Consider the following 19,212-nt stretch of genomic DNA (forward strand, 5'->3'; position numbering starts at 1 on the left):
TTTACCAGTGTGTGCGCAGCACAAGAAATGTGAAATAAAATTTTGAACCCGTGAAAAAAAAGAAAAAAATTTTCTGAAGAGGAAAAAAGGGGGGGGTAGAGCGGGCAAAAGCAGCGCTCTTCGGGCCGGGCTTGCGGCTGCCGAAAAGCTCCAGAACTTGCTGCATCAGAGAAAAGGAAAACAGCATTTTGCACTGCAAAATGCATGTTATATGGAATGGTGCAATGCTGATGTGGAGTGTACTGCGCTATTCGTCACGCAGGCGGCGGGACATAAGATTATGCAGCACCTCTTGAGGGTCGCTGTCTTCATACAGGATGCTGTACACAGCGTCTGTAAGAGGCGCGTCAACTTCAAGCCTGCGGGCAAGCTCGTGAATGGCGGCTGTGGTTTTAACACCTTCGGCCACCATGCCAAGGCTGGTCGTGATATGTTCAAGCTTTTCACCGCGCCCAAGCCGCAGGCCTACCTGACGATTACGCGAAAGGTCGCCAGTGCAGGTGAGGGTGAGGTCGCCAAGGCCGGAAAGCCCCATGAAGGTATGCGGCTGCGCCCCGCGGGCAACACCCAGCCGGCTCATTTCTGCAAGCCCACGGGTAATGAGCGCCGCGCGGCTGTTGTGCCCAAGGCCGAGGCCGTCGCAAACGCCAGCAGCTATGGCCATGACATTTTTGACCGCGCCGCCCATTTCAACGCCCATCACATCGGTGCTGGAGTAGCAGCGAAAGGAGTTGCCGGAAAATATCTGTCGCAGCAGGTGCCCCAGGGCTTCGTCCGACGTAGCCAGAACCACAGCCGTGGGCAGACCGCGCAGAACGTCCGCCGCAAATGACGGCCCGGAAAGCGCCGCGTAGCGGGGTGCAAGATGCCCAAGGCTCTGCTCCGTCACCTCCGCGCACGTGGCGAGGTTTGCGGTTTCAATGCCCTTGGCGGCGTTTACCAGCACCACGTTTTTGCGAAAAAAGGAGGCGTTGGCGGCAAGCCAGCCCCGCAACTGTTGGCAGGGAACTGCCAGCACAACGATTTCCCGGCCCATGACAGCAGGGTCAGTGGTTGCGCCAAGGTTGGGATGCAGGGCAAAGCCCGGCAGGTAGCGCGGGTTTTCGTGGCGCTTGCACACAGCCTCGGCCACTGCGGCATCGCGCAGCCAGAGGCTGGTCTTGTAGCCGTTTGTTGCCAGCAGGTGGGCCAGGGCTGTGCCCCAGCTTCCGCCGCCAGCAACGCAGATTTCAGGATTGGACATGGTCGGTTCAGAACCCCAGATTTGATTCCTGCCCCGGTTTGTCGGGCAGTCTGTCCTTTGGAATGGACGGAGCGTCGTTGCTTGTCAGTCGGTTGCTGCCTGAACCAAAACGCACCAGAAACATGCCACTGAAGCGCTGATCTTTGTACACTTCAACGCGATACAGCCTGCCCTGGCGGTCAACGGAAAAGCGTGTTTGAAAATCCTTGAGGGTCATGACCTCGCCGCTTTCGTCCTTGCGGCCGCTGTCATAACCAATGGCGTTGACGCGGTAGCCTTCCGCTGGCTGTACGAGCAGGCTTTTTGTCACTTCCAGCACCTGCCCGAAGGGGGCCTCGGTCTCCCGCCCGTCCACCAGCACCCGCATGCCCGTTATGCTGTGATCCATTTCGCGCCAGTCAGGGCGGATAAGCGTGATCATGCGGTTGCCATAGTGCACGCAGTACTGGCCTTCCTCGCCCTTGGCGCAGGGCAGCACTGCCATGATGGGCTTGGATGTGACGGCCTGCGCGGGAGCATCCTTGGAAAGCGGCAGCAGATTGATGGCCGGGCGCACGTCTTCCAGCGGCAAAAAGACTTTGTTTTCTGCAAAAGTAACGTCCAGCTTGTCCAGCAGGGCGTCGCGCACTCCCTCGGGCGTAAGCGCAAAGCCGCGCGTAAATTCCACTCCAGCCTGCGCAAGGAACGATTCCACCATCAGCAGATGGTAATATGCCCGTACTTCAACAGGAAATTCCTTGCTGGCTTCCAGCCCAAAGGCTGCCTTTCCCTGCCGCACGGCGTAATAGGAAAGGCTTCTGTCCATCTCGTGATCGCCTTCGGCGGTTTTGGTATTATGCACGTGCAGGGCATGTTGCGGGGAGAGCAGCTTGCTGTTGGCTGATTCTGCGGCCTGCCGGGCCTCGGCGCCCAAATCCCCCATGAACACGCCGTCAAGCGCTTCCTGGTCAATGATCACAGACTGCCCCCAGCGGTTGGGGTTGCGCAGCTTGTCCTCAAAGGAGGGGCGGTAATACCCGCTGCCATCGTGCAGGTTGAGCACCAGCGCCACGCGGGGGTGGCTTATGAGCTCCTGAATGCGGCGTACAGTGCCAAATTCGGGGTCGCGGTCGTCAAGTTTGGCAAACTTGCGGTTCATGTCGCCGTGCAGCCCGCGCGACCTCTTGATAATGCTGGGAAAATTGAGATTCGGCACCACCCACAATACGCCCTTGCGGATGGTGTAGTGCGTGGTCAGCAGGGTCGCGGCAGAAAATCCGCCCGGTTCGTCACCCTGAATGCCGCCAACCACCAGCACCACTGCCGAAGCCGGAGCCGCCATTTGCGCGGTGGCATTAGTATCGGCGTTTGCAGCACCACTGTCGTCAGTGCGCACAATTGCGGGGATGGCCTGCGTCAGTTCCGGCGCTTCGTCGCCCAATCGGACGGTTGTAAAGTCCAGCGTAAAGTTGCCGGGTGCCGCCACTGACGGAGCAGCCACAAAAAAACAGCACAGGAAAAAGAACAGAAGGGTTTGAAAACGGCTCTTTCCGCCGCAAAATATGCTGATGATGCGTGTGGTTTGTGTTTGCATGCCTGTGGTGTTTCGCGCTGAAGGTGCAGAGGATCAGTGACCGTATTTGCCTGCCAAGAAGTACGCTATTCGGCAGAAAACGGCAAGATGAACGGGGTCTGAACGGGCAAGGCTGAGGCAACTGGCAACGTGATGTCATAAGGAATTTTGTGCGGCCGTGCCTGCGCGGCGTCTGCACAAAATGTCATAGGCGGCAGCATGAAGCAAAGGCGCGCTGCCGTGCCTGGTCTGAAAACCAGCAATCGGGCAGCGCGCCGCGAAAGGTGCAGCTCTGTGATGGCTATCACAGATTCATACGCTTATTCCGGGTCAAAACCAATGTTGCTGATGGCGGTTTTTAGGGCCTGCATATCTACTGGCCCTGTTTCTTCAAAGCGCAGCTCTTTATCCTCAAGGTTGACCTGGGGATTGGCAACGCCAGATATTTTTGTCGCAGCTTCTTCTACAGCGGCCTTGCAGTGGCCGCAACGCATGCCATTGACTTTCAGGGTTTTCATCATATCCTCCATGCAGGAAAGAGTTTTCATTTTCATCTACAGCTTACTCGCCGCCATACGGAATGACAAGTGGAGAACCCATGAGCATAACTACGGATAAAGCCTGCCCTTTGCGTTTTGACATCAGCGGCATGCACTGCGCTGCCTGCTCCTCGCGCATTGAGCGGGTAGTGGGACGTATGGAAGGGGTGGAAAAAATCAGCGTGAACCTTGCTGCCGCCAGTGCGGAAGTGTGGCCCGGCGATGGGCAGGACAGCGACTTGCAGCAAAGGATAATGGAGCGCGTGGCCACCCTTGGGTTCAGCGCGGCTCCCGCTGCGGATGATGACGCCCCCCGCCAATTTGAAGAAGGCAAAGCCAGAGCTGCGGCAGACATTCAGGCCCGTTTGCGCCGTCTGCTGCCCATGGTTGCGTTTGCCGCACCTCTGCTGGTTATCTCCATGGGCCACATGCTCGGCCTGCCATTGCCGCAGGCGCTTGATCCGCACCTTTCGCCACGCGCCTTCATGCTGGCGCAGCTTGTACTCACCTTGCCCGTGGTGTGGCTGGGCCGCCACTTCTATGTGGACGGCATCAAGGCCCTCCTGCGCAAGGCCCCGGCCATGGATAGCCTTGTGGCCGTGGGCACGGGCGCGGCCTTTTTGTTCAGCCTTGGCAACACCCTGCTGGGGCTTGCCGGCAGCGAACCTATGACACGCGCCATGAACCTGTATTATGAATCCTGCGCCGTACTGCTGACCATGATTGAATTCGGGCAGTATCTGGAGGCCGTTGCCAAGCGGCGCGCCGGTGACGCCATGGGCGCGCTCATGAGCCTGACGCCGGAAACCGCTTTGCGGCTCAACCCTGCCGATGCCGCCGCAGCGCCGGAAGAAATGCCTTTGGCCCAGGTGCGAGTGGGAGATCATCTGCTGCTGCGTCCTGGGGGGCGCGTGCCCGTTGACGGCACCGTGCTGACCGGCAAAAGCGCTGTTGATCTGTCGCTGCTCACAGGCGAATCCATCCCGGTGCCCATCGGGCCGGGGGACAAGCTGGCGGCGGGCAGTGTAAACGGCGAAGGTTCGCTGACTTTTGTGGCTGACGCTGTGGGCGGCAACACCCGCCTTGCCCGCATCATAAAACTGGTGCGCGAGGCTCAGGGAAGCAAGGCTCCCATCGCCCGGCTGGCCGACAGGGTAAGTTTTTATTTTGTGCCCGCCGTTATGGTCATTGCCCTTGTGGCGGCCCTTGCATGGCTTGTGTTCAGCTCTGAACCCATTACAACGCCGCTGACGATTTTTGTGGCTGTGCTGGTCATGGCCTGCCCCTGCGCCATGGGCCTTGCCACGCCCATGTCCATCATGGTGGGCACGGGGCGGGGCGCGCAGCTTGGCGTGCTGATCAAGAACGGCGCTGCTCTGGAGCAGGCCGGGCACATCAGCGTGCTGGCCGTGGACAAAACAGGCACCCTCACCACGGGCAAACCCGTGCTGACAGGCGTGACCCTGCTGAGTGCTCCTGCGGGTATGGACGAAAATAGGCTGCTGAGCATGGCCGCCTCGCTGGAGGCGCGTTCCGAGCATCCTCTGGCTTTGGCCCTTGTGGGGGCGGCCAGGGAGCGCAATCTGGCATCCCTCCCGGTGGATGATGTGCAGGTAGCGCCCGGCATGGGTATTTCGGGCCGGGTGAAGCTGGATGGCGTGGACTACGGCCTTGCCGTGGGCAACAGAACATTCATGACTGAGCGTGGGCTCTCCGTGTCGGAACAAGCGCAGCAAAGGCTGGCTCTGTTGGCCGAGGCCGGGCAGACGCCCTTGCTGCTGGCTCTTGAAAACAATGGCAGCACAAGCCTTGCGGGTATTCTGGCCCTTGCGGACGCCTTGCGCCCCGAATCCGCCTCTGTGGTGGCGGCCCTGCGCGGCATGGGCGTGCGCGTGGTCATGTTGACGGGCGACAATGAGCGCACAGCAAAAGCCGTGGCGGCGCTGGCTGGCGTGGAGGAAATTGCCGCTGGGCTGTTGCCCGCGGACAAGGCCGCCTATGTGCGGCGGATGCAGGATGAAGGTCACGTGGTGGGCATGGTAGGCGACGGCATCAATGATGCCCCTGCCCTGGCTGCCGCCAATGTGGGCATGGCAGTGGGAACTGGCGTGGACGTGAGCGCCGAGGCGGGCGATATCGTGCTCATGCGGGACGGTATGGAGGCCGTGCTCACGGCTCTGGCGCTCTCGCGCGCGACCATGCGCAACATCCGCCAGAATCTTTTTTGGGCCTTTGGCTACAACGTGCTCGGCCTGCCTGTGGCGGCAGGGCTGCTGCATGCTTTTGGAGGCCCCATGCTTTCGCCCATGCTGGCGGGCACGGCCATGGCGCTGTCTTCCGTTTCTGTAGTTACCAACGCCCTGAGGTTGCGTTTTTTCAAAATCATACGCTAGCCGGGTGCCTGTTTCAGACATTGCGGATCAGCGTCCAGAAGTATACATCCACACGGTTGCGTTCCATTGGGGCGCAACCTTTTTTTTAGAACTGTTACCGCCTGAAATAGCTGTTTGACTGCGGGCAAAACCCGCCTGCACCTGTTTCGCGGCAAGGACGCTGCATGGTTCCCGTTTATTACTGGCTTCCTGCTCTGGGCTGCCTGGGCATGGGCTTTATGTTTCTGAACGTATCTGCCGTGGCGGAGCAGTTCAGGAGTCTTTTCAGCCTCAATTACGCAGGGCTTGGTGTTTTTCTCAGCGCGCCCTTTTGGGCGCACACGCTGGTGCAGGTCCCTGCGGGCCTTGTGGTGGACAGGCTCGGCACACTGCGCACACTGGCTCTCTCAGCTCTTTTGTGCGCCGTTGGCGGCTTTGTGCCATTGCTCCTGCCGCATAGCATGGTTCTGGCCGTGTGTATGCGCATGCTCATCGGGCTGGCTACGGGCTTGCTGTTTCTTTCAATGGTTTCCGCCGTCAAGACCCTGTGCCCCCCGGCCTTCATGAGCCGGGCGCAAGGCTTGCAGGGCGCGGCATTCAGCCTGGGAACAATGGTTCCCTTTATCGTGCTCCCATATTTTGGCGAAAACGGCTGGGCGGCGGCCTATATTCTGGGTGGCCTTATGTCCGTGGCCTTGCTGGCTTCGCTCCTGTGCCCGCCCCTTGCGCCGCTGCGCCGCGAAACCGGAACAAAACCAAGCTCTGCGGGCAATGTGCTGCGCGTGCTGGGGCAGGTGGCGCGCAACAGGCGGCTGTGGTTTATCGGCTGCTGCCACGGATTTTCTTTCGGCACCATCACGGCTCTGGGCAACTGGCTTTCCATGATGCTGGCAGACAGTGCCAGTTCTGGGGCCGTTGCAGGCAGCAGTGGCGCAGAAGCCTGGGCATTGCCTACAAGCCTTGTGCTGTTGGCGGGTACAATGGCGCGGATTGCTGGCGGCGAACTTGGCCGCGCCTTGCCCAAGCAGAAACTGCTTGTGGGTCTTGTGCTCGGCATCGGGCTTTTTTATCTGCTTCTGGCTCTGGCGGGCAGCACATGGATGCTGCTGGCCTGCGCCTTTGCACTGGCCGTGTGCTGCGGCGGCACCTATGCCTCGGTTTTTACCCTGACCATTGAGGCCGCTGGGGCCAGCCATACGGCAACAGGCATTGGCTTCATGTCCATGCTTGCCAACTGCGTGAATGTGGGCCTGATTCTGCTGCTGGGCGTGGTGCGCGAATACTTGGGCGGCTTTGCTCCGGCTCTGGCGCTTTGCAGCGTGTGCGTGCTGCTCCTGCTTTTGTGGGGGCGCTCCATCAAGTGGCAATGCCGGGAAGAGTAAAAACGAAGGCCCGCCAATTGGCGGGCCTTCATTATATGCACTACGTGCGGGATCAGGGCGTCATTGCTTTCAGCACAACAACGCCGCCGATAATCATGGCAACGCCCAGTGCGTGCCTGAAGAAAATGGTCGACTCTTGCCCGGAGGGTGTTAGGTGTGCTGCCCTGAGTCCGAGGGGCCAGCCGATCTCGCACAAGCCCGCTGCAATGAGCGCTACCCAGGGATTCATTCCATATCGCCTTCAAGAGCTTCAGGGGCTTCGTCAGTCAGGCCAAGGCGGGCCTGACGGGCGGCTTCCTGCTTGCGCTCACGCGTGCCCATGGGCTTGCGCGAATCAAAATCCGCGCTGCGATTCTGCTGGCGGGCAAAAACCAGAAAACCCGTGTGGGCTGTCATGCGGTCTTCGGGGCGCAGGCGGTCAGCCACGGGCTTCCAGCGGCGAATAAGAATCTCGCACACTTCCACATCGGCAAAGGGGCCACGCTCAAGGCCCAGCAGCAGCTTGCTCACCTGATCCACCGTGGGCAGCAAAAAGCCGAAGCTTGCACCGGGGCGCACAGCGGCCAGGGCGTGGTCGAGGTATTCCCAGGGAGTGCGCACATCAAGGAACAGCGCGTCCGCGCCAGTTACGGCAAAGCCTTCGGCCACATCGCGGTTGTGCAGCTCCACATTTTCGCCTACGCCCGCCCACTCAAGGTTGCGGCGCGCCAGCTTCATGAATTCCTCGCGGGCCTCGTGGCTCACCACGTGTCCGGTAGGGCCGCAAAACCACGAAAGCCCCGTGGTCAGGCCGCCGGAACCGCAGCCCGCCTCAATGATGGTACGGCCAGGCCCGGCACCGAGGCGCAGGCAGATATAGGCGATATCCTTGGGGTAGATAATCTGCGTCTGACGCTTGAGGCCCTTGAGTCGGTCATACAGGGTGGCTTCCATCACCTGAATGGGCACATTCTGGTTGGTGTAGACCACAGAGCCAAGATCGGCCTGCGCCACATCGGCGGAAACAAGGGTGCCATCGTTGCTGTGCCAGTCCTGGCCTTCAACGAGGCGTTTGACATAGCGGCGGCCCTTGGGGGTTACATAGACGACAAGCGTACCGAAGGGAATCATGAGGTTCCTTTATTAGCTGCTTCAGGGCCGCGCAAGGGGCGCTTCCCTCAGGTGTCAGAAAAAAATGCCTCAGTGCCGCGCTGCCGCGTCTACCGAAACAAAGCGCCAGTCGGCAACGGAAAAAAGACCGCGCGCGGTCAGCTTGAGTGAGGGAATCACGGGCAGGGCCATGAAGCTCAGAGCCATGAGCGGAGCCACATTGGCCGGAATTCCGTGCCCGTGCAGCAGACCGTGGATGGCATCCAGCGCGCGTACAACGGTTTCCGGGGCTTCGTGGGTCATCAGCCCGGCCACGGGCAGGGGCAGCTCCTCCAGAATCCGGCCCTCGCTTGCAACGGCGATGCCGCCGCCCATGGCAGCCACGCGGCGCACGGCGGCCAGCATGTCTGCATCGTTATCGCCGCAGACCACAATATTGTGCGAGTCGTGGCTGACAGAGGTTGCCACTGCCGCGTTGCGCAGGCCGTATCCAGCCAGGATGCCCACGCCCACCTTGCCCGTGGCCTTGTGGCGTTCCACAACGGCCAGCTTGCACAGGCCATCGGTCTGGCGGGCGTCAAAAAGTCCATTGGTGCAGGAGACATCGTGCTCTTCGGCATCCGTCACCAGCGAGCCGGGGTGCAGACGGATTACCCGCGCACGGCCCGATGGCAGGGGCAGCGCAAACACATCATCCGGCAGGGGAGCAAGCCGCACCGTATTGGTCAGGTCGTTCAGTGGCGGATCTGCCAGCAAGGTGAGTATGCGGCCTTCAGCGGCGATCTGCCTCCCGCCCGCAAAGGTCATGCGCACATTGAAGGACGCCAGATCGTCAACCAGCACACAGTCGGCGTCATAGCCGGGGGCAATGGCGCCCTTGCCTTGCAGCCCCTCGGCCTCGGCGGCGTTGAGGGTGCACAGGCGTACGGCGGTGACGGGATCCATGCCCAGAGCCACGGCCTTGCGCAGCACTTCATCCATATGGCCCGCCGTCAGCAGCTCGGAGGCGTGGCGGTCGTCGCAGCAGAAGGCGCAGCGGTGGCAGTTGCCGGGCGTGACCAGCGGGGCCAGCGCAGGCAGGTTGCGCGCTGCGGAGCCGTCACGCAAAAAGATGCGGCAACCGCGCATGAGGTTCTGGTGAAATTCTTCAGCCGTAGTGCATTCGTGCGTATTGGCAATGCCCGTGCACAGGTAGGCGTCGAGTTCCCTGCCCAGCAGGGCCGGGGCATGTCCGTCAACGGGCTTGCGCCGCGAACGGCTCAGGGCCAGTTTTTCCAGCACTTCCGGGTCGCCGCTGAGCACGCCGGGGTAGTTCATCATCTCGCCCAGCGAGGCAACGTGCGGGTCGTCCATGAAGGGTGCCAGGTCTTTGGCTTGCAGCACAGCGCCGCTGTCTTCAAAAGGCGTGGCCGGAACGCATGAAGGCAGGGCCAGAAAGATGCTCAGGGGCAGGGTTTGGGCGCTGGCAAGCAAGAAGCGCAAGGCCGCGGCGCCGCATACGTTTGCCAGTTCGTGCGGGTCGGCCACCACGGATGTGGTGCCGTGGGGCAGGGCCATTTCGGCAAAGCGCGCCGGAGTGACCATGCTGGATTCCAGATGAATGTGGGCATCGATGAAACCGGGCAGCAGATAGGCCCCCTGGGCATCCACCACTTCGCGGGCTTCGCGCTGGCCGAACCCCAGAAAAACGCCGTCTCCGATGGCTACGGAATCCTGCCGCACCAGACCGGAAAAAACATCAACAACTCTGGCGTTTGTGATGAGTATATCCGCCGGTTCGCTTCCGGCGGCCATGTTGATGCGGTGCTTCATGGCGGTCTCCGCCCAGCAGGGCAGGCTGCACCACGCCGGGGCGTTTGCAGGATGGAAATTTCGGCTTTTGCCGGGTTGTTTTGTCTGCGCCGCGTCACACACGGGAATTGCATCGCCTTTCTAGCTGATGCAATTCCCGTGTGTGACGGTGGCTTTAAATGTCTGGCTTCTGAGTTCTGCGCTTAGAACATCTGGCGCATCAGGTCTTCGCCGCCTTCCGAGGTATCCACTGCCGTCCCATCGGCTGTGGTGGGGGAGGTGGCTGATGCGCCCTGCATGGGCTGGTCGGCCTTGAAGGCCAGGCCATCGGCCATCACAATGCCCTCGGGCATTACAAAGTCGTCCTTGGGATACCGGTCTTCTACTTCACTGCGGTAGTAGCGGAAGATGGGGGCGGCAGTGCGCCCGCCCTGCTCAAGACGGCCAAGGCTTTGCACCTGATCGTAGCCCACGTAGACGCCGGTCACGAGATAGGGCGAAAAACCCATGAACCACGCATCGCGTTCATCGTTGGTGGTGCCGGTTTTACCCGCTATGATGCGCCCTTCGATCTTGGCGCGTCCGCCCGTGCCGGAATTGACAACTTCCTTGAGCAGGGTGTCCATAATATAGGCGTTCTGTGGGCTGACGGCCTGCCAGTGTTCCACTTCCTGCCTGTAGAGCACCCGGCCCTGCGGGTCGCTGATGGAGGTGATGATGCGCGGGCGCACCCCCAACCCCTGGTTGGCAAAGGCTGCGTAGGCCTGGGTAAGGTTAAGCGGCGACACGGCCACAGCGCCGAGGCTGATGGCCAGCTCCTGCGGAAAGTGCGGTTCAAGCCCCAGAGCCTTGGCGCGCTGCACCACATTGGCTATGCCGACCTGCTGTGCCACGCGCACGGTGCAGGTATTGCGCGAAAGGGCCAGAGCCGTGTGCAGGGGCAATTCGCCCTTGTAGTTATGCTCGTAGTTTGAGGGCCGCCACACTTCATTGGTGTAAGGGTTCACATACACAAAGGGGGCGTCCAGCACCGTGGAGGCGGGCGTAAAGCCAAAGTCCATGGCCGTGGAATAGACCACGGGCTTGAAGCTGGAGCCGGGCTGACGGCGTGCCTGGGTTGCGCGGTTAAAGTGGCTGTCGCCAAACTGGTAGCCGCCGATAAGGGCCACAACGTCGCCGCTCTGCGGTTCCACGGAGGCAATGGCCCCCTGCACCAGCGGGTCTTGCTGCAAGCGCAGATGGATGGGGGTATTCTTTTTGACCGCAGAGGAATCAAAAGGAATGGTTTTCTGCTCTTTACGACCCTTGGCATTGGTTTCCGTAACCGTGATTTCTTCGGCGGAAACCCATATCACATCGCCAACCGCCACCACCTGTCGGGGGTCTTTGATGGCTGGCGCGTTGGCAGCCGCAACCTTGGGGTTGGGCTTGCGCGCCCAGGACATGGCCGAAACCGGCACAATACCCGTATAGCCCTGGCCCAGAGCCACTTTGACTTCCTTGGTGTCCACGGCGGTCACAAGGGCTTTCACCCAGTCGCCGCCAGCGAGATCAAGGGGAGAAAACTGGTTCTTCGCCAGAAATTCTTTTTGTTTGGCAGAATCAAGCTGCTCCACAGGGCCGCGCCAGCCCTGGCGTTTATCCAGATCTTCCAGCCCACGGCGCAAGGCCGCGCCAGCCGCGGTCTGATGTGCAGGATCCATGGCGGTTTGCACGGTCAGGCCCGCTTCATACACGTAATCCGCACCGTACTTGGTGGTTTCCACCCCCAGAGCGCGGAGGTTGGATTCCGTAAAAAATTCCACCAGCAGGCGGCGGGCTTCTTCAAGATACCACTGCGCCGCACCGCCCATGCCCTCGGGCATGCTCCAGTAGACCAGCGGTTCAGCCACGGCCTGATCATACTCGGCCTGGGTGATCCATTTGAGGTCGCGCAGACGGCCCAGCACGTACATCTGCCGGTTCTTGGCTTCTTCCGGCCTGCGGAAGGGATTGTAAGAACTGGGGGCCTTGGGCAGGCCGGCGATGACGGCGCTTTCGGCCAGGGTGATGTCAGAGGCGTGCTTGCCAAAATAGGTACGTGCAGCCGACTCCACGCCAAAGGCGTGTTCACCGAGGTATATCTGGTTCAGATATATGGTAAGGATCTGATCCTTGGTGAAGTTTCTTTCAAGCTGATAGGCCAGAATGGCCTCTTTCATCTTGCGGGTATAGCTGCGCTCGGATGTGAGCAGCAATTGCTTGATGAGCTGCTGTGTAATGGTGCTGCCGCCCTCGCCCTGACGCCCCTTGCGGAAGTTGTTGATGGCGGCGCGCGCGATGGCTACGGGGTCAATACCCATGTGCCTGTAGAACGCGTCGTCTTCCGCAGCCAGAAAAGACATGGGCAGATAGCGCGACATGTCCTTGAGTCCAATGACAAAGCGCTTTTCGTGATAGAGGGTACCAAGGGTTGAACCGTCGCGCGCCAGAACGACAGTAGCCTGCGGCTGCTTGTACTCGGCGATACGGTTCAGGTCGGGCAGGTCGCGCGAGGCCCAGTAAAAAAGCATGGTCACCGCACCGCCGCCCAGAAGGCCGCAGACTATAACGATGCCCATAAACCAGAGGGCGCATTTTTTCAGGGACAGACGAATTTTCATGGCAGGGCGATACCGTTTTTTTGGCCCGGCGTAAAGGGAGGGGAGAGTAGCGCGGGCTGATGAGAAGATATGAAATGTTGCCAGAAAGGCAAGCCCCGGCGGGCGCGCCGCACGGTATGGGCGGCGCATGCCCGTGCAGGGCGGTGTGGGCAAAAAAAAGCGGAAGGTTTCCCTTCCGCTTTTTTCCAAAATGTTGCGGCTGGACTACACGCAGCCAGTGGGCTTGGGCAGGCCGGCCATTTTGCAGGCGCCTTTGCCGGGGCCGGAGGGGAAGAGTTCGTACACTTCCTTCAGCTTGTAGCCGGTGTTCTTGGAAAGAATACGGACCATGGGGGCGATGCCGTTCTTCTTGTAGTAGTCCTGCAGGAAGTCAAGGATCTTCTGGTGATCAGCATTGATCTCAGAGATGCCTTCGGATTCCTTCACATAGTCCATCCATTCGGGGCACCAGTCGTCAAAACGCAGAAGGAAACCGTCTTCGTCAACTTCAAAGCTTTTACCTTTATAGGTGATCTCAGCCATGCGTGTGTCCTCCTTGGACAGCTATTGCTCAACCTCGCCGGGGCGGACGCCCAGGCGTTGCACAACCGGATATTTCCGGCCGAATTCCTCCGTTGGGCGCGAAAGCATACCGCAATCACAACGAGAGTCCTTATGACACAAATAATTTTTGATGGCAAGTCCTGTGCATCTTTTTTGCTCTTGCCCCACTTTTTTTGTTGCGGCTTTTGTTGAGTAATTCAGATGTCATAGGATAAATATGATTAAATTGTAGGGATTTAGTGCTGGCAATAGAGCACTTTGCCGAGCTTGCCTACTCCGTCCATAAGCTCCTGCTCGGCCTTGGAATTTTCAAGGTCGCGCACACGGATGAACAGGTGGCGATTGCCATCGGCATTGGAGACGGTCAGCACCGAGAGCAAACGGGCATTGTGCGCGCGCAGCAGGTCAAACAGGGGGCGCGCCGTGCCGGGCTGGTCGGGCAATTCTATGGCAAATTGCAAGCCGCCCATGCGTGCGCCGGTGATGTCGACCAGAGCCTTGAAAACATCGTGGTCGGAAATGATGCCCACAAGCTTGCTGCTGTCGTCCACCACGGGCAAGCCGCCAACCTTGTTGTCCAGCATGATCAGGGCTGCCTGCTCGACAGTGTCGGTCGGTTTGACGGTGATGGGCTTGGCCGTCATAATGTTTTTGGCCTTCAGCTCGGCCAGCAGATAGTGCATTTCGTACATGTCGAGCGTGGTGGCCTTGGAGGGGGAGGCGTCGCGCACGTCGCGGTCAGAAATAATGCCAACGACCTGACCGTTTTCATCAACAACCGGGATGCGGCGGATGTGGTGATCCTTCATGAGCTTGCCCACTTTGAGCAGCGATGTATCGGGGCCAACGCTGACAACATCGGTGGTCATCCAATTCTGTACAGGCATGCTTCCCTCCGGGGGGATATGTTTCAGGTTATAACGGCGTGGTCGCAGCGACCCGCACGATCCTTTTATACACCAATGTGCCGAGGCTGCACAAGTGCGCGTGCTCAGTTTGCGCGCGCAGACACATTTGGAAGGGGCCGATATGCTTTTATATCTTGATTGCTCTGGCGGCATCAGCGGGGATATGACCCTTGCGGCCCTTGCGCACCTTGGGGTGGATTATGCCCCGCTGGCTGCTGTTCTGGCCCGCGCTGGCGTGGATTGCCGCATTGACGCCAGGGGCGAAACACGGACCGGCGGGCCGGGGCAAATGGTTGCCGTAAGCTGGAATGCCGAGGGGCAGCCACTGCGGCATCCGGCGGATATCGCCGCCATATTTGAAAGGGTTGACGTTTCGCCCGGTGTGCGCAGCCGCGCGCTGGCAGCCCTGAACGCGCTGACCGAGGCCGAGGCGCACGCGCACCAGATTGCCCCGGCTGAGGTGCACTTTCACGAGGTGGGGGCCATCGATACCCTTGTGGATATTCTGGGCGCGGCCTATGCCGTGGAGGCCTTGGGCGTGAGCCGGATATGCGCCTCGCCGCTGCCGTGGTTTACCGGAATCGTTGAGTGCGCCCACGGGCGCATCCCGCTGCCAGCGCCCGCAACGGCCCACCTTATGCGCGGTAAGCCGGTTTTTGCCACAGATGCGCGCGAGGAGCTTGTTACGCCCACGGGCGCAGCCCTGGTGCACACCCTGGTAGACCAGTTTGTTCCCGGCCCGGAGGGTGTGCCCCTTGCGCTTGGCACAGGCTACGGCTCCCGCCCCGCGCCCATGGGCCTGCGGGCGTGGCTTGTGGAAGACGGCGCAGGCGGCGCTGACCATGTGCTTGGCGGGCGCGAGAAGGTTATGCAGTTCGAGAGCCATATTGATCACCTCAACGGCGAAGACCTGGGTATGGCGCTGGAGGCGCTCTCCGCCATGCCGGAGGTTCTTGACGTGCTGTGGCTGCCGGGTGTGGGCAAGAAGAACCGCCCAGCCGGATTGCTGCGTGTGCTGTGCCTGCCCGGGCAGAGAGATTGTGTGGAAAATGCCGTGTTGCGCCACACCCATACGCTGGGTCTGCGCGAACAGACGCTTGATCGCGTGGTTGCGCCGCGTCGCGCCGTTTCAGTGGACATGGCGGGGCAATCTTTTGCCGCCAAGGAGTATTCTATTGAAGGGCAAACGTATGTGCGCCCCGAGGCAGACGCGCTCAAGGCCGCAGCCCGGCTTAGCGGCGTGGGCGTCCCGGCCCTGCGCAATGCGTGCGCCAAAAATTGATGGGCCTTTTTGCGGTGCAAGTTCTGCTCCTTGTATCCTGCGGGTTGGCGCGCTAACGGCTTTTTAACATAAAGTTCCATAACATGGCTGCCATCTTGCGCACAGGCTCGAGCTGGCGTAAGGAGGCAATGGGCGAAATGCCCACCCAAGGAGGAACTTTATGCGTATGAAATATGTGTTGAAACCGTTGGCGCTGAGCGCCCTTGCCGTGGGCCTGCTTTTTGTGGGCACCCCTGCCGTGCAGGCGGGCCAGAATGGAGATGCCCCGCAAGGCTACAAACAGAAGGGCGACCGTGACGGGCGTCAGGACGCTGATCGTGGCGGGCGACATGATGACCGCAAGGACAGCAAGAACCACCCCAATGGGCGCATGGACGGACGCCACGACAACCGCAGCGCACAGGGCGAAAAAATGGGCAAGCCCCGCTACGACAACGACAAGGGCGACCGCCGCAGCTCCCGTGGCGACGAGATGGGCCGCCCGCGCGATGACCGCCGTCCCCCGCGCGACATGCAGCAGCGCGACTCCCAGAAGGGGCAGCGCCCCGCTGCGCGCCCTGCCGACAATGACGACGACGTGCGCAATTAGTTCCGGGGTGCTCCCCCGCTGATAAGGGGCCGTGCGCTCTGCACGCCGCCCGATTATGATAAAAGCCTTCCGCTTCGGAGGGCTTTTTTGTTTGGTTTGCGCTCCCGTCTTCTGGTGCGCGTCCGACACTCCTTTTCCGCATGGACATGCATGCTGTTAGCGTTGGCAGAAAGATCATTTTTATTGTCATTGTTGCCAGCCGCTGCCATGCCCTAGGATGCGTGCATAACTTCAACGCCGGGGTGTTCCATTACCCGGAAAACAAGGAGATGTGTATGCACCAGAATATTCAGCGCCGTCTGCAACTTTTGGCCCTTTTGCTGGCGCTGCTTGCAACGTTCTGGCCCATTGGAGTACAGGCGCAAGCCGGGCAAACATCCGTTCAGGTGGAAAATGGCGATATGTATGATGCCGTTCCCAAGCCTGCCTCAAGACATCTGACACTTGGCGTTTTGCTCTTCCCCGGATTTGAAATGCTGGATGCCTACGGCCCCATGGAAATGTGGGGCAGCCTCAAAAACGCCCCTACCAGGTTTTGGGGAGAAGAATCAGACCGTGTGGACATCAGGCTCGTGACTGTGGCAGCGCAGAAGGGGGCGGTGGCTTCCAATCAGGGGCCAAAAACACTGGCGGAGTACAGCTATGCTGACGCCCCTGCGCTGGACTATCTGCTTGTCCCTGGCGGCATAGGCGTCATCCCCTTGTTGCAGGACAAAGCAACCCTGAGCTGGATACGGGCGCAGGCCAAAAACACCAAGCTCGTCATGTCTGTGTGCAACGGGGCTTCGCTGCTTGCCGCCGCAGGGCTGTTGGACGGCAGACTCGCCACCACCAACAAGATGGCGTTCAAGGCTTCCATTGCCCCGGGGCCCAAGGTGCGATGGGTCGCCAAAGCCCGTTGGGTTGACGGCGGTTCTGTTGTGACGTCGTCGGGAGTTTCTGCCGGTATGGACATGACCATTGCGGTCATAGCCCGCCTGTTCGGTCAGCCGCTGAGCGACTGGGTGGCGCTTGTGACGGAGTACGAGCCCCACCGTGACCCTTCCTGGGATCCTTTTGCCGCAAAGGCTGGGCTAGCAGAGTAATATGGCCTGATTGGAGCGTGCCGCAGGCAGGGCTTGTGGCAGCCTGATTGCACAACACGCCGCTACAGGTGTGCACATCATAAAAAAACAGCAGCGCCCGCATATGCGGGCGCTGCTGTTTTCAGTCAGGGGCAGTCTGGGCTTAACCCTGGCATTTCTTTTTGAGGGCCTCGGCAATGGTGACGCCCATCTGGTGGCAGGCCTTGAGGGCCTCGTGATCAGGCCGCCAGGTGCACTTCACGGGTTCAGCGGGCATTTCCATGTTCATGGAGGCAAGCTGTTCGTGCAGATACTTGGGGCCTTCGCCCGACCAGCCGTAGGAGCCGAACGCCCCGCCAATGCGGTTCAGGGGGCGCAGGCCCTTCATGTAGGTAAGCTGGGCGGCTACGAGAGGCAGCACGGTGTTGTTGTGGGTGGGCGAACCGGCAATGACCGCGCCGCAGTCGGCCAGTTCGGTCATGACGGCGCTGTGGTGGTTCTGCTTCACGCTCATGATGCGCGTGGGAACGCCGTTTTCTTCCAGGCCGCTGCAAATGGCGTAGGCCATGGTTTCTGTGGACTGCCACATGGTGTCGTAAAAAACGAGCGCGCGCTGCTGGGGCTTCTGCTCGGCCATGGCGCGGTACATGTCGATGATGCCGCGCACGGCCTTTTCACCCCTGTGGATGAGGCCGTGGTCAGGGGCGATCATGTCGATATCAAGTTTTTCCACCACGGGCAGGGTCTTGAGAACCATGGGGGAATAGGGCAGCACGATGTTGAAGTAGTATTCCTTGACGCGGCGCGTGTACTCGCCGTCGTCGCCGAATTCGTCAACAAAGCGGGCGGAGCTGGCGATGTTCTGGCCAAAAATGTCGTTGCTGACCAGCAGCTTGTCTTCAGGAATGTAAGAAACCATGCTGTCGGGCCAGTGCAGCATGCGGGTTTCCTGAAATACGATGGTGCGCTTGCCGATGTTGATGCTGTCGCCGCTTTTCACGGCCTGCACGGGCCAGTTTTTGCAGTCAAAGTAGCCAGCCATGGATTTGAGGCCGGTCTGCGACACAAAAATCTTTTCCGGCTTGCAGCGCTCAATAATGGCTTCCAGCGCGCCTGCGTGGTCCAGTTCCATGTGGTTGCAGATGATGTAGTCGACTTTTTCCGGCTCAAGCACCTGGGCCATGCGGCACAGCAGGGTGCCCTCGCAGCCCGAGGCGACGGTATCAAGCAGGACGTTTTTTTCGTCCTTGATCAGGTAGGCGTTGTAGGTCGAACCGTCAGGCGAACGGGAATAACCGTGAAAATCCCTGTGATCGTAGTCGACAAAGCCGACCCAGAAAATATCTTTTTTTATTTCTACTGGCTGCATGATGTGTCTCCGCAGTGTTGGGGAATCCCCTTCTATAAAAATCCCCGCCCTGCCTTAGGGCAAGGCAAAGCGGGGGAAAGAACGGGGAAAGGAAAAAATTAGGCAGGGGTGAACTGGTCTTTACCCACGCCGCAAACGGGGCAGGTCCAGTCATCGGGCAGATCTTCAAAAGGCACGTTGTCGTTTTCAGCGGGGTCGTATTCGTAGCCGCAAACGCCGCAAACATACTTTTGCATGGCATGTCTCCTGAATATATAATTGTGGCTTGATGCCGTTGTAACAAATGGGAACCGCTCGGCTCCTGCATCAGAAAGAACTAGTTTTCCGCCTTCCAGTGACCGTGCAGATTGCAGTATTCACGGGCGGTAACCTTGGCAGCGTCAATGGCAAAGAAGGCTTCGGGCGCATCGCCGGGCTTCAGGAACTTGGTGTAGCTCCTGCCGTCGGCCAGCAGCTCGATCCATTCAATGTAGTGCTTTTCTTCCATGGGGTGGGCAACGCTGCCGACCTTGACCATGTAGCCGCCTTCAACCTTTTCGATAACAGGCACGTGCTTTTCAAGCGCGCCGTCTGTTGCGCCTTCGACCATCAGCTTCATGGGATCGCCACAGCAGACGATGTCTGCGCCGCCGCCGTGGAGAACTTCAACGATATTGCCGCAGTGGGTACACTTATACACTTCGAGTTGCGTGGGCATGAGTCCCTCACTTGTTTTGACAGGTTAGCCTGGGGGGAGGCGGCTGAGCATGCCGCAATCAGCGCGTTCAGCCCCTTACCAAGAAATATTGTGAAAGAAGTGGCCCCCGATGTAAAGTCTTTTTTTTAGCATTGATAATTATTATCAACA

The 19,212-nt window shown here is 59.9% G+C and carries 17 protein-coding genes; 5 read left to right on the top strand and 12 right to left on the bottom strand.

The features are described from left to right. Positions 1 to 247: 247 nt before the first annotated feature. The 3 genes from ACUZ9P_RS06370 to ACUZ9P_RS06380 form a co-directional block, all read right to left on the bottom strand. Positions 248 to 1,243 (bottom strand): NAD(P)H-dependent glycerol-3-phosphate dehydrogenase, encoded by a 996-nt coding sequence (locus ACUZ9P_RS06370; protein ID WP_449249081.1) that lies wholly within the window; start codon positions 1,241 to 1,243, stop codon positions 248 to 250. Positions 1,244 to 1,250: 7 nt separating this feature from the next. Continuing rightward, positions 1,251 to 2,816: a M99 family carboxypeptidase catalytic domain-containing protein gene (locus tag ACUZ9P_RS06375; RefSeq protein WP_449249082.1), complete on the bottom strand. Its 1,566-nt coding sequence runs from the start codon at positions 2,814 to 2,816 to the stop codon at positions 1,251 to 1,253. 299 nt (positions 2,817 to 3,115) lie between these two features. Then, positions 3,116 to 3,313: a heavy-metal-associated domain-containing protein gene (locus ACUZ9P_RS06380; RefSeq protein WP_449249083.1), complete on the bottom strand. Its 198-nt coding sequence runs from the start codon at positions 3,311 to 3,313 to the stop codon at positions 3,116 to 3,118. A gap of 80 nt (positions 3,314 to 3,393) precedes the next feature. Here ACUZ9P_RS06380 and ACUZ9P_RS06385 point away from each other — a divergent pair, with 80 nt between their 5' ends. Both ACUZ9P_RS06385 and ACUZ9P_RS06390 read left to right on the top strand, forming a co-directional pair. Then, complete coding sequence (locus ACUZ9P_RS06385) at positions 3,394 to 5,727, top strand: heavy metal translocating P-type ATPase (protein WP_449249084.1); 2,334 nt, start codon at positions 3,394 to 3,396, stop codon at positions 5,725 to 5,727. 164 nt (positions 5,728 to 5,891) lie between these two features. Beyond that, complete coding sequence (locus ACUZ9P_RS06390; protein WP_449249085.1) at positions 5,892 to 7,088, top strand: MFS transporter; 1,197 nt, start codon at positions 5,892 to 5,894, stop codon at positions 7,086 to 7,088. Positions 7,089 to 7,140: 52 nt separating this feature from the next. Here the strand turns inward: ACUZ9P_RS06390 and ACUZ9P_RS06395 are convergent, their stop codons facing one another. The 6 genes from ACUZ9P_RS06395 to ACUZ9P_RS06420 form a co-directional block, all read right to left on the bottom strand. Then, positions 7,141 to 7,317, bottom strand: a complete 177-nt coding sequence (locus tag ACUZ9P_RS06395; protein ID WP_449249086.1) for a hypothetical protein — start codon at positions 7,315 to 7,317, stop codon at positions 7,141 to 7,143. Then, on the bottom strand, positions 7,314 to 8,198 hold the full coding sequence (locus ACUZ9P_RS06400; RefSeq protein WP_240823654.1) for a tRNA (adenine-N1)-methyltransferase: 885 nt from the start codon (positions 8,196 to 8,198) through the stop codon (positions 7,314 to 7,316). The genes ACUZ9P_RS06395 and ACUZ9P_RS06400 overlap by 4 nt, the downstream gene beginning before the upstream one ends. A 69-nt stretch (positions 8,199 to 8,267) precedes the next feature. Beyond that, positions 8,268 to 9,989, bottom strand: coding sequence for an adenine deaminase (gene ade, locus ACUZ9P_RS06405; protein WP_449249087.1), 1,722 nt, complete (start codon positions 9,987 to 9,989; stop codon positions 8,268 to 8,270). A 182-nt stretch (positions 9,990 to 10,171) separates the two neighbouring features. Continuing rightward, positions 10,172 to 12,610 (bottom strand): penicillin-binding protein 1A, encoded by a 2,439-nt coding sequence (locus ACUZ9P_RS06410; protein WP_298995001.1) that lies wholly within the window; start codon positions 12,608 to 12,610, stop codon positions 10,172 to 10,174. A gap of 204 nt (positions 12,611 to 12,814) precedes the next feature. After that, entirely contained in the window at positions 12,815 to 13,132 is a 318-nt protein-coding gene (locus ACUZ9P_RS06415) for a TusE/DsrC/DsvC family sulfur relay protein (RefSeq protein WP_022657697.1), read from the bottom strand. A gap of 257 nt (positions 13,133 to 13,389) precedes the next feature. Continuing rightward, on the bottom strand, positions 13,390 to 14,040 hold the full coding sequence (locus ACUZ9P_RS06420; RefSeq protein WP_449249088.1) for a CBS and ACT domain-containing protein: 651 nt from the start codon (positions 14,038 to 14,040) through the stop codon (positions 13,390 to 13,392). A gap of 142 nt (positions 14,041 to 14,182) precedes the next feature. On the opposite strand from ACUZ9P_RS06420, the gene ACUZ9P_RS06425 reads away from it, so the two are divergent. From ACUZ9P_RS06425 to ACUZ9P_RS06435, 3 genes are all read left to right on the top strand, one after another. After that, positions 14,183 to 15,343: a LarC family nickel insertion protein gene (locus ACUZ9P_RS06425; RefSeq protein WP_449249089.1), complete on the top strand. Its 1,161-nt coding sequence runs from the start codon at positions 14,183 to 14,185 to the stop codon at positions 15,341 to 15,343. Between the two features lie 160 nt (positions 15,344 to 15,503). Beyond that, positions 15,504 to 15,932 (top strand): hypothetical protein, encoded by a 429-nt coding sequence (locus ACUZ9P_RS06430; protein ID WP_449249090.1) that lies wholly within the window; start codon positions 15,504 to 15,506, stop codon positions 15,930 to 15,932. A gap of 275 nt (positions 15,933 to 16,207) precedes the next feature. After that, a complete protein-coding gene (locus ACUZ9P_RS06435; RefSeq protein WP_449249091.1) occupies positions 16,208 to 17,017 on the top strand; it encodes a DJ-1/PfpI family protein in 810 nt (269 codons plus the stop codon). Between the two features lie 142 nt (positions 17,018 to 17,159). Here the strand turns inward: ACUZ9P_RS06435 and ACUZ9P_RS06440 are convergent, their stop codons facing one another. The 3 genes from ACUZ9P_RS06440 to ACUZ9P_RS06450 all read right to left on the bottom strand — a co-directional run bounded on the left by ACUZ9P_RS06440 (position 17,160) and on the right by ACUZ9P_RS06450 (position 19,062). Next, on the bottom strand, positions 17,160 to 18,365 hold the full coding sequence (locus ACUZ9P_RS06440; protein ID WP_449249092.1) for an FprA family A-type flavoprotein: 1,206 nt from the start codon (positions 18,363 to 18,365) through the stop codon (positions 17,160 to 17,162). A 98-nt stretch (positions 18,366 to 18,463) separates the two neighbouring features. Further along, complete coding sequence (locus ACUZ9P_RS06445) at positions 18,464 to 18,601, bottom strand: rubredoxin (protein ID WP_022657703.1); 138 nt, start codon at positions 18,599 to 18,601, stop codon at positions 18,464 to 18,466. Positions 18,602 to 18,681: 80 nt separating this feature from the next. Beyond that, positions 18,682 to 19,062: a desulfoferrodoxin gene (locus tag ACUZ9P_RS06450; RefSeq protein ID WP_192112255.1), complete on the bottom strand. Its 381-nt coding sequence runs from the start codon at positions 19,060 to 19,062 to the stop codon at positions 18,682 to 18,684. Between the last annotated feature and the right edge of the window lie 150 nt (positions 19,063 to 19,212).

Source organism: Desulfovibrio intestinivivus, assembly GCF_053570665.1.

Coding starts and splice junctions, on each gene's coding strand:
- ACUZ9P_RS06370 (WP_449249081.1), bottom strand. CDS start 1,243: ATGTCCAATCCTGAAATCTGCGTTGCTGGCGGCGGAAGCTGGGGCACA.
- ACUZ9P_RS06375 (WP_449249082.1), bottom strand. CDS start 2,816: ATGCAAACACAAACCACACGCATCATCAGCATATTTTGCGGCGGAAAG.
- ACUZ9P_RS06380 (WP_449249083.1), bottom strand. CDS start 3,313: ATGAAAACCCTGAAAGTCAATGGCATGCGTTGCGGCCACTGCAAGGCC.
- ACUZ9P_RS06385 (WP_449249084.1), top strand. CDS start 3,394: ATGAGCATAACTACGGATAAAGCCTGCCCTTTGCGTTTTGACATCAGC.
- ACUZ9P_RS06390 (WP_449249085.1), top strand. CDS start 5,892: ATGGTTCCCGTTTATTACTGGCTTCCTGCTCTGGGCTGCCTGGGCATG.
- ACUZ9P_RS06395 (WP_449249086.1), bottom strand. CDS start 7,317: ATGAATCCCTGGGTAGCGCTCATTGCAGCGGGCTTGTGCGAGATCGGC.
- ACUZ9P_RS06400 (WP_240823654.1), bottom strand. CDS start 8,198: ATGATTCCCTTCGGTACGCTTGTCGTCTATGTAACCCCCAAGGGCCGC.
- ade (WP_449249087.1), bottom strand. CDS start 9,989: ATGAAGCACCGCATCAACATGGCCGCCGGAAGCGAACCGGCGGATATA.
- ACUZ9P_RS06410 (WP_298995001.1), bottom strand. CDS start 12,610: ATGAAAATTCGTCTGTCCCTGAAAAAATGCGCCCTCTGGTTTATGGGC.
- ACUZ9P_RS06415 (WP_022657697.1), bottom strand. CDS start 13,132: ATGGCTGAGATCACCTATAAAGGTAAAAGCTTTGAAGTTGACGAAGAC.
- ACUZ9P_RS06420 (WP_449249088.1), bottom strand. CDS start 14,040: ATGCCTGTACAGAATTGGATGACCACCGATGTTGTCAGCGTTGGCCCC.
- ACUZ9P_RS06425 (WP_449249089.1), top strand. CDS start 14,183: ATGCTTTTATATCTTGATTGCTCTGGCGGCATCAGCGGGGATATGACC.
- ACUZ9P_RS06430 (WP_449249090.1), top strand. CDS start 15,504: ATGCGTATGAAATATGTGTTGAAACCGTTGGCGCTGAGCGCCCTTGCC.
- ACUZ9P_RS06435 (WP_449249091.1), top strand. CDS start 16,208: ATGCACCAGAATATTCAGCGCCGTCTGCAACTTTTGGCCCTTTTGCTG.
- ACUZ9P_RS06440 (WP_449249092.1), bottom strand. CDS start 18,365: ATGCAGCCAGTAGAAATAAAAAAAGATATTTTCTGGGTCGGCTTTGTC.
- ACUZ9P_RS06445 (WP_022657703.1), bottom strand. CDS start 18,601: ATGCAAAAGTATGTTTGCGGCGTTTGCGGCTACGAATACGACCCCGCT.
- ACUZ9P_RS06450 (WP_192112255.1), bottom strand. CDS start 19,062: ATGCCCACGCAACTCGAAGTGTATAAGTGTACCCACTGCGGCAATATC.